The sequence below is a fragment of the Streptomyces sp. NRRL B-24572 genome (assembly GCF_002156145.1).
Classification (GTDB): Bacteria; Actinomycetota; Actinomycetes; order Streptomycetales; family Streptomycetaceae; genus Streptomyces; species Streptomyces vietnamensis.
Genome location: NZ_MWIG01000120.1, coordinates 1 through 13,118, shown reverse-complemented (window position 1 = coordinate 13,118; position 13,118 = coordinate 1). Strand labels below are relative to the sequence as shown.

General features: G+C 69.4%; 3 protein-coding genes and 1 pseudogene. 3 read left to right on the top strand and 1 reads right to left on the bottom strand.

The window, feature by feature from the left end; translation table 11 throughout:
* Positions 1-116 precede the first annotated feature (116 nt).
* Both CCN56_RS07840 and CCN56_RS07835 read left to right on the top strand, forming a co-directional pair.
* Positions 117-10,778, top strand: coding sequence for a LamG-like jellyroll fold domain-containing protein (locus CCN56_RS07840; protein ID WP_256961848.1), 10,662 nt, complete (start codon positions 117-119; stop codon positions 10,776-10,778).
* A gap of 85 nt (positions 10,779-10,863) precedes the next feature.
* Positions 10,864-11,883, top strand: a complete 1,020-nt coding sequence (locus tag CCN56_RS07835; protein WP_086824916.1) for a hypothetical protein — start codon at positions 10,864-10,866, stop codon at positions 11,881-11,883.
* A 101-nt stretch (positions 11,884-11,984) separates the two neighbouring features.
* Here CCN56_RS07835 and CCN56_RS07830 read toward each other — a convergent pair whose 3' ends face one another.
* Positions 11,985-12,689, bottom strand: a complete 705-nt coding sequence (locus CCN56_RS07830) for a hypothetical protein (protein WP_086824915.1) — start codon at positions 12,687-12,689, stop codon at positions 11,985-11,987.
* Between the two features lie 172 nt (positions 12,690-12,861).
* Here CCN56_RS07830 and CCN56_RS07825 point away from each other — a divergent pair.
* Positions 12,862-13,118: pseudogene (locus tag CCN56_RS07825) on the top strand (SAM-dependent methyltransferase); the annotation flags it as partial.

Below are 13,118 nucleotides of genomic sequence, written 5' to 3'. Positions count from 1 at the left end.
TTGTGAGTAAAGGCCGACCCATGCACGTACGCCGGGTCCGTAGCCCTCGACCACAGCCACCGGGTCGCACCGGCAGGCGAAGGTGGAGGGCTACGGCTCTTTCCGTCCTCATATCCATGTTCCTCATGGTCTCCACCGAATCGGCGGTCGCCGCGGGCGTCACGCTCGAACCGGTGAAGATGCCCGAGCTCTCCCTCTCGGGCATGTGGAGCTGGCTGAACAAGAACCCGCTCGACACCCCCGACCAGCAGGGCGGCACCGCCCGCGGCAAGAGCCACAAGGCCTCCGCGGCGTCCACCAGCAACGAGGGCGAGGCCGGTCGCAAGCCGGGCAAGGGCAAGGGCGAACTGCCCCCCTTCGCGCGCGAGACCGACGACCCCGCCGACGTCACCACCGGCAAGGCGCCGGGCGGCAAGAACAGCTTCGACCCGCGCACCAGCAGGCGTGACGCGAAGAAGTCCACGGCGACCTCGGACTACTTCGTCAACGCCGACGGCTCGACGACCGTCCGCCACTACACCGGCCGGGCGAACTTCAAGGCGTCCGACGGCACCTGGAAGCCGATCGACACGAGCCTGACCGAGGACAAGGACGGCCGTCTCCAGCAGACCGCCAACTCCCTCGACGTCGAGTTCGCGCCGACCGCCGCCGACCGGCAGCTGGCCTCCGTGGACTTCGGCTCCGGCCGGTCCCTGGCCTACGCGCTGCGCGGCGCCGCGAAGTCCGAGCCCACCGTGGCCGCCGACGGCACGCTGACCTACGCGGACGTCCTGCCGGCTACGGACGTGCGCCTCGTCCCCCTCGCCGAGGGCTTCAAGGAGTACGTCGTCCTGCGCTCGCCGAGCGCGGCGAACTCCTGGGTCTTCCCCCTCGACGTCAAGGGCCTGACCCCGCGGATCGCGGCCGACGGCGACGTCGAGTTCACCGACGAGAACGGGAAGGTCACCGCGACCATCCCGCACGCGTACATGGAGGACTCGAAGGTCGACCGGCGCTCCGGCGACGCCGCCCAGTCGCGTGACGTCAGCTACGAGCTGACGGAGGTCGACGGCAAGCCCGCCCTGCGGATGACCGCCGACCGCGCCTGGCTGGACGACCCCGAGCGGGTCTACCCGGTCAGCATCGACCCGACGGTGACCTCGTCGAACTCGACGTACGTCCAGAACACGATCTCCGGTGACCACTCCACCGAGACGATGATCAAGGTCGGCTCGTACGACTCGGGCACCAACAAGGCGAACTCGTTCCTGCAGTTCTCCTCGCTCGGCACGACGCTGAAGGGCCAGAAGGTCACGGCCGCGACCCTCAACGTGTACGCGCTGTGGTCCTCGACCTGCACGCCCGAGGACTTCTCCGTCCACCCGGTCACGCAGTCCTGGTCCCCGTCCACGGTCGCCTACCCCGGTCCGACGTACGGCGCCGCCATCGGCACCGCCACGCCCGCGCCCGGGGCCTCCTGCACCAACGACACCGGCTCCACCAGCGTCGGCGTGAAGATGCCGGTCTCCCTGTCGACGTCCTGGTTCACCCAGGTCGCCACCGGCGGGGCGAACTACGGTCTCGCGCTGACCGCGCCGACCGGCGACATGCTCCACTGGAAGAAGTTTCACTCGGACAACTCGGCCACGTCCGGTTTCCGTCCGGCGCTCGACCTGACGTACACGGCGAACACCAAGCCGCAGGTCAACGCCCAGTACCCGCCGGAGAACTTCCAGGCGCACACCCTCCAGCCGGAGCTGCTCGTCTACGCGAGCGACGCCGACGCCTGGCCCGAGGCGCTGTCGTACTCCTTCGAGGTGTACGACTCCGAGAACCCCGACACCCCCGTCGCGACCTCCGGCGTCATCGCCGAGCGCTCCTGGAAGGTGCCGGCGGGCAAGCTCACCTGGTCGAAGAACTACAACTGGTACGTGAGCGTCACCGACGGCTACGACTCGGTGATGTACTCGGCCAGCCGGTTCGCGACCGCGGTGCCGCAGCCGCCCGTCACCTCGGGCCTGGCGATGAACACCGACGGCCACGACTTCGACCCGTCCGACGGCAACTACACGACGGACGACACCGACGCGGACGTGCCGGTCATCGGCCCGTCCCTGGAGATCGAGCGCGCCTACAACAGCCTCGACCCGCGGGTCGACAGCGCCTTCGGCGCCGGCTGGTCGACGGTCGTCGACATGAAGGCCGCCGAGGTCAAGGACAGCACCGGCGCCGTCACCAGCGTCGTCATCACCTATCCGGGTGGTGAGCAGGTCGCGTTCGGCCGCAACAGCAACGGCACCTTCCAGCCGCCGCTGGGCCGCTACGCCCGCCTGGAGGCGGTCACCACCGCCCCCATCGGCTACAAGCTGACCGACAAGGACTTCACGGCCTACGCGTTCACGCAGCCGACCGCGAAGACCGGCGTCTACGCCGTCTCGTCGATCACCGACTACGCGGGCCGCGCCGAGACGTTCACGTACAACGCCTCCAAGCAGCTCACGAAGATCAGCAACACCACGTCCAAGCGGAACCTGACGATCGCCTGGGCGACGCCGGCCGGAGCGACCGTCCCGCACGTGGACACCGTCGCCACCGACCCGTCCAATACGGCCGACGCGAGCACCGCGCAGACGTGGAAGTACGGCTACACGGGCGACCAGCTCACCAGCGTCTGCCCGCCCGCCGACTGGTCGAAGTGCACCACGTACACGTACGCGACCGGCAACCACCACCGCACCACGGTCCTGGACGCCGACCCGTACGCGTACTGGCGCCTGGGCGAGGCGGCCGGGGCGACGGTCTCCGCCGACACGGTCGACGCCAACCAGGGCAAGTACAACGGTCTCTACCGGAACGTGACGCTGGGCTCCGCCTCGCTGCTCGCCGGCTCCACGCAGAAGACCGCCACCTTCAACGGCACCACGTCGTACGTCGAGATGCCCAGCGCCCCCGGCGCGACGCCCTCGTACACGACGCTCTCGACCTGGTTCAAGACCACGCAGGCCGGCGGAGTCCTCTTCTACTACGGCGACAAGCCGCTGAGCGACCCCAACCCGGTGGCGAACACCACCTACAACACGCCGGCGCTGTACGTCGGCACGGACGGCAAGCTGCGCGGCTGCCTGGCCACCGGCCTGTGCATGACGACCCTGACCTCCACGGCCTCCGTCAACGACGGACAGTGGCACCAGGCCGTCCTGACCGGCGCGGGCAACACCCAGACGCTGTACCTCGACGGTGTGTCGCAGGGCAGCAAGGCCGGTCAGATCAAGGACTGGAACACCCCGTACATCACGCTCGGCGCGGGTGTGAACACCGACGGCTGGCCCGCGATGAGCGCGACCGACCAGCTCGGTCACTTCGCCGGGCAGATGGCCGAGACCGCGATCTACACCGAGCCGCTCACCGCGGACGTGATCACGGCGCAGTACCAGGCCGCGAAGCGGTCCGCCGGACTGCTCCAGAAGATCACCACGCCGAACGGCAAGGTCGAGTCCTCCGTCGTCTACGGCACCACCGACGACCTGGTCCTCCAGGCGACCGACGCCAACGGCGGCACGTGGAAGCTGAACCCGGCGACCATCACCGGCTCCTCGCAGGTCTACCGCTCGGCCGTCATGGGCTCCGCCCCCGGCGGCTACTGGCGCCTCGGTGACACCGGCGGCGCGGCTCAGGCCGCGAACGAGCTGCACACCGGCTTCGGCACGTACAACACCGCCACGCAGGGCGTGGCCGGGCCGTTCGGCGCCGGCGACAACACCGCGGTGTCGTTCAACGGCACCAGCTCCTGGGTGGAGCTGCCGTACGGGCCGCTGCACGCCAAGCCGGACCGCTCGGTCGAGCTGTGGTTCAAGACCGCCAAGCCCGGCGTGATCATGAGCGACCAGAGCCTCGCGCCGAACAACGCGGGCGGCGTCGCGGGCTCGTGGAGCGACCTGCTGTACGTGGGCGCGGACAACAAGCTGCACGGTCACTGGTGGAGCAGCACCTGCAACGGCAACGCCACCCTCGGGTCGACGGCGTCCGTCACGGACAACGCCTGGCACCACGCGGTCCTGTCGGCGTCCGGCACCACGCAGACGCTGTACCTCGACGGCGCCAAGCAGGGCACCTGCACGGGCGCGCCGAACGACCAGACCACGTCCCGCACCTTCGTCGGTGCCGGTTTCAGCAAGTGGTACAGCTCGCCCGGTGACGTCTCGTACTTCACCGGCTCGATCGCCGAGGTCGCCGTCTACCAGGACGGTCTGACCGAGGACGACGTCGCCCAGCACTGGTCGGCGTACAAGGCGAGCTCCGGCATCGCCCCCGTCAGGACGGTCAGGCTGACCGACCCGACCGACAAGACGCTGACCTACGTCTACGACGCCGAGATGGGCAACCGCCTCCTCGCCGCCGTCGACACCAACGGCAACCGCACCACCTACGGGTACGACACCGCCGGCTTCCTGCACACCATCACGGACGCCAACGGCAACCGGTCGATCAGCGGCCACGACATCCGAGGCAACACGGTCTCCCAGACCACCTGCCAGGACACCGCCGCCAACAAGTGCTCCACGGAGTACTCGACCTTCTACCCGGACGCGACCACCGCGTTCCCGCCCATGGACCTGCGCAACGACCTCGTGCTCACCGAGCGCGACGGCCGTTCCTCGGGCCCCACGGACGACACGTACAAGACCAGCTACGCCTACGACACCAACGGCCAGCTGCTCTCGGTCACGACCCCGCCGGTCGCCGGGTTCCCGAACGGCCGCACGGCCACGACGACGTACACCACCGCCACCACCCCGGCGGCGGAGGGCGGCACGGCCGTCACCCCGGCGGGTCTCGTCGCCACGGTGACGACGGCCGGTGGACGCAAGACCTCGTACTCGTACTTCTCCAACGGAGACCTCGCCGGGATCACCGACGCCAACGGCGCCAAGGTGACGTACACGTACGACAACCTCGGCCGCCAGGTCACCAAGACGGAGATCTCCGACGCGTTCCCCGCGGGCCTGGTCACCAGCCAGACCTACGACAAGAACGACCAGGTCCTCACCGAGACGGCGCCGCCCACCACCAACCGGATCACCGGCGCCAAGCACCAGGCGAAGACCACCACGGCCTTCGACCCGGACGGCAACATCCTGTCGCAGACCGTCTCCGACCTCACCGGCGGCGACGCGGCGCGCGTGACGTCCATGACGTACGACGCGCACAACCAGATGGCGAGCAGGACGGACCCGGGCGGCGACACCACGTCGTTCGAGTACGACGTCTACGGCAACAAGGTGAAGGAGACCGACCCGGCCGGGAACGTCAACACCTACACCTTCGACGGCGAGCAGCGCCCGCTGACGACGAACCTGCTGAACTACACCGGCGACCCGTTCAACCCGACGGCTCCGACGACCCTCGTCCAGGAGTCCCGGGCGTACGACCCCGCCGGCCGCCTCGCGTCCGTCACCGACGCGATGGGCTGGGTGACGGCGTACACCTACACCGACGACGGCCTGTCGGCGACCGTGGTCCGCAAGGACCCGCAGACCGGCAAGCAGTTCACGGAGCAGGCGAACACGTACGACGCCGCCGGCAACCTGATCGAGCAGATCACCGACGACGGCCAGCGGCGCAACACCTTCACGGTGGACGCGGCCGACCGCACGACGACGTCGATCGAGGACCCGAACGGCTTCGCCCGCTCGACGAAGGTCTCGTACGACCCGGACGACAACGTGGTCTCGTCGACCGATACGGACCCGACCACCGGTGACGTCCAGACCACCGACACCCGCTACGACGGGCTCGGCAACGTCACGGGCACCGTGGAGCACGACGGGACGACGGCTCCGGTCGCGCGCTACAAGCTGGACGAGACGACGGGCTACGGCCTGGCGGACTCCTCCGGCGGCAACAGCACCGGCACGCACGGCACGGGCATGCACTGGAACACCGACCGGGGCGGCAGCGCCGTCTTCGACGGTGACGCCAACTCGTACGCCCAGACGACGGGGCCGGTCGTGAACACCGCGGGCAGCTTCACGGTCGCCACGTGGGTGCGCCTGGACGACACCACCGCCAACCACACTTTCCTGGCACAGGACGGCGTGATCGGCAGCACCTTCCAGCTGTACTACTCCACGGCCTACGGCTGGACGTTCAACCGTACGTCCGCGGACATGTCCGGTCCCGTCCTGGCCCGGGCCACCTCCGGCACCGCCGCGGTGACGGCCGGGACCTGGACCCACCTGGTCGGCGTGTACGACCAGGAGGCGGCCAAGATCCGGCTGTACGTCAACGGAACCCTGGCCCAGGAGACCGCGTACACCACGCCGTGGGAGAGCACCGGTCCGCTGCAGATCGGCCGCCGCAAGGCGAGCAACGCCTACGCCGAGTACCACAAGGGCGCCCTGGACGACGTCCAGGTCTACCAGGAGGCCCTCACCGCGGCGCAGGTCACGGCCGTCAAGGGCGGCACCCTGCCGGCGGCGGGCAGCTCCGTCAACTCCACCACGTGGAAGCTGGACCAGCGAGGTCTGCCGACCTCGATGACGGACGACGTCGGCAACGTCACCGACTACGGCTACGACGAGGCGGGCCAGCAGAGCTCCCTCACCGAGCCGCTGGTCAACGCGGAGAAGAACGGCGCGGCCCCCGAGGCGCTCCGTCCCGTGTCCATGACCGGATACAACACCTTCGGTGAGCCGACGGAGTCCTCCGACGCGCTCGGCAACGTGACCACCACGGCCTACGACGCCGAGGGCCAGGAGTCGTCGACCACCTCGCCGGAGTACACGGCTCCGGGGTCCACGACCCCGATGCGGGCCACGTCGTACAACGAGTACAACGATCTCGGTCAGGTGACCGCGGAGGTCGACCCGCTCGGCAACCGCACCACCTACAGCTACACGCAGCTCGGCGACCTGGCCTCGGTCACGGAGCCCGGCGGCGGCACCACCAAGTACACCTACGACACCAACGGCGACCAGCTCTCGGCCACCCGGCCGAACGGCGCCCGGCAGGAGACCACCTGGGACTACCTGGAACGGCCGGTCACCAGCACGGACATCGTGCGCCAGCCGACCCAGCGGGCCTACACGGACATCAACGAGTACGACGCGCCGGGCGGCGAGCTGTCCCGGACGGTCTCCGCGACCGGGGTCACGCAGTCGTACAAGTACAACTCCGTGGGCGAGGTCGTCGAGACCACCGACGGAGCCGGGAACGTCTCGACGTTCACGTACGACATGGACGGCCAGGTCCTCACCGCAACGGACCCGGACGGCACCAAGACCCGCAACACGTACGACGGGTTCGGGCTGCTGACCAAGACCGAGGACGTGGACGCGACGGGCGCGGTGCTGCGCAGCAGCAGCTCGACGTACGACCGCATGGGCAACCCGGTCACCCTGACGGACTACCGGGGTCACACCAAGACCTTCACGTACGACCCGACGGGTCTCGTCACGAAGCTGGTGGAGCCGGTCTCGGCCACGGAGTCGATCACGACGACGTACGGCTACGACGTGGCGGGCAACCTGACCCGCTTCACGGACGGCCGCGGCAACCCGTTCCTCACGACGTACAACACGTGGGGGATGCCGGAGTCGACCATCGAGCCGTCGACGCCGACGCACCCGGACCTCGCCGACCGCACGTTCACCGCGGTGTACGACGCGGCGGGCCGCGCGAAGGAGATGCGCTCGCCCGGTGGCGTGACCGTCTCCTACGAGTACGACGCGAAGGGCCGTGTCGTGAAGCAGTCGGGTACGGGTGCGGAGGCCGCCACGGTCGACCACACGTACGACTACGACGCGGACGACCGGATCACGGCCGTCGCGGGCGCGGGTGCCGACAAGAACACCTTCACCTATGACGACCGCGGCCTGCTTCTGACCGCCGCCGGCCCCTCGGGCTCCTCCTCCTTCGCCTGGAACGGCGACGGGGCGATGACCTCGCGGACGGACGCCTCCGGCACGTCGACGTACGGATACGACACCGCCGGCCGGCTGAAGACCGTCAACGACGGGGTGACCGGCACGACGGCGACGTACGCGTACAACCAGAACAACGCCGTCACGTCGATCGACTACGGCGCCGGCAAGTCGAAGCGCACCTTCGGCTACGACGCCCTGCAGCGGCTCACCAGCGACAAGCTGACGTCGCCGACCGGCAAGGAGCTGACGTCCGTCACCTACGGGTGGGACGCCAACGACAACGAGACCTCCAAGATCACCACGGGGGTCGCGGGTGCGGCAAGCAACACGTACACGTACGACTGGGCCGACCGCCTGAGCTCCTGGAACAACGGGACGACGACGGAGACCTACGGCTACGACGCGTCCGGCAACCGGACCCGCGTGGGCGGCGACACGTACACGTACGACGCCCGCAACCGTCTCACCTCCGACGGCCACAACTCCTACACCTACACCTCGCGCGGCACGATGAGCGCGATGACGGACGAGGGCGGCCGTACGACACAGGTGAAGGCGGACGCCTTCAACCGGGTGATGCAGGAAGGAGACCGCAGCTACACCTACGACGGCATGGACCGCGTCCTCGAAGCCAAGGACGAGACCGGGACCGCCGTCCACACCTTCCAGTACAGCGGCGCCGGCAACGACGTCGCGTCGGACGGTGTGACGTCCTACAGCCGCAACGCCGACGGTTCGCTGATCGGTGTGAAGACGGTGATCTCGTCGGTGCTGGCCTTCGCGGACCTGCACGACGACGTGGTGGCGCAGTTCACCGCCACGGGCGAGGCGCTGACGGGCTCGACGACGTACGGCCCGTTCGGCAAGGTCCTCCAGAGCAGCGGCATGCTCGGTGCGCTCGGCTACCAGTCCGGCTGGACCGACCCCGAGACCGCCAAGGTCAACATGGCGGCGCGCTGGTACTCGCCGCAGACCGGCCAGTTCAACAGCCGGGACACCGTCGCCAACGGCGGCCTTCCGGACTCGATCGGCGCCAACCGGTACGCGTACGCCAACGGCAACCCGATGACCGGCGTCGACCCGACGGGCCACTGGTTCGAGTGGGCGAAGAAGGCCGTCAAGAAGGTCACCAAGAAGGTCAGCAGCACCGTCAAGTCGGCCTGGAAGAAGACGACTGCCACGGTCAAGCAGGCCGCCAAGGTCGTCAGGCGCGCGGCGAAGGTCGTCAAGCGGGCCGTCAAGAAGGTGGTGCACCGGGCGAAGCGGGCCGTCCGCAGGGCGGTCCACTACGTCGCCGACAGCGTCAGAAAGGTCAAGAGATACGTCAAGAGGACGTATCACCGTGTGAAACGAGTCGTCCACAAGGTCGTCAAGCACGTCAAGCAGGCCGTACGCAAGGTCGCCAAGGCGGTCAAACACGTCGCCAAGAAGGTGGTGAAGGCAGCCAAGAAGGTCGGCCGGGCCGTCAAGAAGGCGGCGAAGGCGACGGCCAACTTCGTCAAGCAGCACGCCTCGACGATCGCCTCGGTCGCCGTCGGCATCGCCGTCATGGCGGGCTGCACCGCCCTCACGGCCGGTGCGGGCGCGATCGGCTGCGCGGCCCTCGCGGGCGCTGCGGCCAACGGCGTCGGCTACATGATGAGCGACGGCCCGAAGACGCTGGGCGGCTTCGCCCTGGCGGTCGGCGTCGGCGCACTGACCGGCGCGGCCGGCGGTGTCGCCGGCCGGTTCGCGGCCAACGCCGCGGGCAAGCTCGTCTCCGGCACCATCGGCAAGATCGTCTCCGGCGCGGCCGAGGGCGCGGCCGAGGGCGCTGCGGAGGGCGCGGTCGAGTACGGCACCTCCTGCGTCAGGAGCGCGGAAGGCTGCAGCGTCACCGGCGCGGCGAAGGCCACGGCCATCGGCGCGGGAATGGGTGGTGTCTTCGGCGCCGCGACCGCGAAGGCCGGAGGCTGTCACAGCTTCACCGGCTCCACGGCGGTCGTCCTCGCCTCCGGCGGCACGAAGCCGATCAGCCAGGTGAAGATCGGCGACAAGGTCCGGACCTCCGAGCCCGGCAAGAAGGGCAAGGAGACCCACGCGGTCACGAAGGTTCACGTCACGAACCACGACCGTGACTACGTGACGGTGACCGTCAGGACCAAGAGCGGCACCGAGGAACTGCGGACGACGGCGCTCCACCAGATCTACGACGCCTCCACGAACACGTGGACGCGCGCCATGGACCTGGAGAGCGGCGACCGCCTGCAGACCGCCGACGGCTCCACCGCCATCGTCGTCAGCACGCGGATGTACGTCGACACGGCCGTCACGTACGACCTGACCGTCGACGGCCTCCACACGTACTTCGTGGTGGCCGGCGACGCGGCGCTCCTCGTCCACAACTGCAACGCCAAGGCGAAGCAGGACCAGTACGGGTGGGACGGCCAGGTGCGCTACCGCGGCCTGGACGACATGGGACGCCCGACGGGCATCGACGCCTCCGTGACGCCCAGGATGCTGGACAAGGGCTCCGAGGCCGGCAAGACCAGGACGCCGGGCTGGCGTGGCAACGGAACCCTGTTCAACGAGGCGCGTGGACACCTCCTCGCCGGCCGCCTCGGCGGCGCCGGAAAGGGCAAGTACGCGCGCAGGAACCTGGTCACCCTGACCCAGGATCCGGTGAACAGCCCGCTGATGCGCGACCTCATCGAGGCGCCCATCTACAACGCGGTGAAGAAGGGCGAGACCGTTCAGTACTCGGTGAAGCCCGTCTACGCAGGCGGCAACCCGATCCCGATCAGGCTGGAATTCGAGGCCTTCGGCAACAGGGGGTTCCAGCTGAGCGGATTCCTGGACAATCCCGCCGCCGGGGTACGGACGTCGGTGAGGTGACGGGAGAGGTGAGGTGACGCACCACTAGAAGGGTCTGGGCGCAACAGGTACTAACCTGTTGCGCCCAGTCTGTTTGAGGAGTTCCATGACCCGCACCACCCCGCCCCGACCGGTCGACGTCGAGACGTTGTTCCCGGAGCTCGCGGCATATCGGGCGAGCGCGACCAGGCTGCACCCGAGGCCCGGGGCGCCCGGGGTGGGGGACAGCTCGGTGGGCGGACCGTTCCTCTGGCCGGCCGACGAGCCGTGGCCCGTGTGCACGGAGCCGCACCGGCGGAGGTACGGCAACCGGACCGAGGACGTGCGCACCGAGCGCCGCATCCTCGCGGAGGCGTGGAGCCGGACGCCGGCGCCCGGGGCCGAGCCGGGGCCGACGGCGGAGGAGGGCGAGATCCTGAGCTCCTTCAAGCGCGGGCGGCACGCCCCGTGGCTGGGGGACGAGGACCCGATCCCGCTGATGGCGGTGGCCCAGCTGTACCGGCGGGACGTGCCGGGGCTCGGCGGCCCGGCCGACCAGGACGTGCTCCAGCTGCTGTGGTGCCCGTTCGACGCGCACCACGGGAAGCACGAGCCCGCCGTCGTCCTGCGGTGGCGACGCTCGGACGAGGTCGGCGAGGTGCTCGCCGATCAGCCGGAGCCGGTGGTCGTCGGCTCGGAGGGGTACGTGCCCTCGCCGTGCGTCCTGGACCCCGAGACCGTGGTCGAGCACCAGGACTTCGGCCTGCTGCCCGAGGCGCTCCAGGCCCGCATCGAGGAATGGGAGGGAGACGAGGAGGACCAGGACGAGGACTCCTTCCTGTACGAGTCGGACCTCTCCATCGCCCCGGGGTGGAAGGTCGGCGGATTCGCCTCCTGGGCCGCCACGGACCCGGCGCCCGTGGAGTGCGGGGACTGCGGCCACTCGATGGAGCTGCTCCTGACGGTCGCGAGCCGCGAGTGGGACAGCGGGAGCCGCACCTGGATCCCGCTGGAGGACCGCGCCACCGCCGAGGAGATGGACGCCAACATCCCGACGCACGTCACCGTCGGCCGCTGGGGCTCGATGAACGTCTTCGCCTGCCCGACGGACACGACCCACACACCCCGCTTCGTCCTGCAGGGCTAGGCATGCGCTCCGCCCCGACGAGGACGACGTGACGAAAGGGAGCCCCGCCGAGAACCTCGGCGGGGCTTTCCCGTTCCCCTGGGGCGTCAGCCCGTGGCGTGTCAGCCCGTCTTGACCCAGTCGCCACAGCCCGAGGACTTGAAGTAGGCGTCGGAGGCGGTGACCTTCACGATGGCCGTGCCCGTCACGTTGTCGTTGGCGAGGATCGTGTCCGTGCTGTGGCTCGCGTCCTTCGAGCGCTCCCAGTAGCACTCGGCGTCCTTGTTGCCCGTGGACTTGTACGTGCCGGGGGCGATGTCGACGCCCACCTTGTACATGCCGCCGTCGCCCTTGGGCGCGCCCTTGGGGGTGCCGGTCGCCTTGGCGTCGACGGCCTCCCAGGTGCCGCAGCCGGAGGACTTGAAGAGCTTGTCCGTGGCCTTGATCTCGACGTAGCTGGTGCCCGTCACGTTGTCGTTGGCGATGATCCCGTCCGTGTCCCCGGAGGCGTTCTTGGCGCGCTCCCAGTAGCACTCCGCGTCCTTGTTGCCCGTGGACCTGTAGAGGCCGGGCTTCACGTCCTTGCCCACCTCGAAGTCGCCGTCGCCGTCGATCGTGGCGACCTTCTTCTCGGGGGCCTTGGACTCCGGGGCCTTCTTGTCGCCGCCCGGCTTCGCGGACTGCTCCTGCTTCGAGCCGGCCTGGGGGGAGTCGGTGTCGCCGCCCCCGCCGACCGCCGCGCCGATCACGACGACCGCGACGACAGCGCCGGCGGCGGTGAGGACCTTGTGGCGGGCGAACCAGTTGCGCTGCTGCTGCTGAGACATGGCTGTGGCACCTTCCGTGGCGCTGTGGGGACTCCGTGTTCCGATGACGTAATCACAGCAGAGACTGTGAACCGAGTCAACATCGTTCACGGGTTTTGGGTTCGCTCACGCCGTGAACCCGTATGGGCGGTAGGGTTGGTGTGTTCACACGCATACGAGGGGAGTCGGACAGGTGCCCGAAGAGAGCGCGACCGAAGTCACCGCCGCCGGTATCGCCCGGCTCGCGGGCGTCGGCAGGGCCGCCGTCAGCAACTGGCGCCGGCGCCACGCCGATTTCCCCAAGCCCGTCGGGGGGACGGAGACCAGCCCCTCCTTCGCCCTCGGCGACGTCGAGCAATGGCTCCGCGACCAGGGGAAACTCGCCGAAGTCCCGCTCCGCGAGCGCGTCTGGCAGCAGCTCGCCGGCCACCCCGCCGGCACCGTCGCCGG

Coding starts and splice junctions, on each gene's coding strand:
- CCN56_RS07835 (WP_086824916.1), top strand. CDS start 10,864: ATGACCCGCACCACCCCGCCCCGACCGGTCGACGTCGAGACGTTGTTC.
- CCN56_RS07830 (WP_086824915.1), bottom strand. CDS start 12,689: ATGTCTCAGCAGCAGCAGCGCAACTGGTTCGCCCGCCACAAGGTCCTC.
- CCN56_RS07840 (WP_256961848.1), top strand. CDS start 117: ATGTTCCTCATGGTCTCCACCGAATCGGCGGTCGCCGCGGGCGTCACG.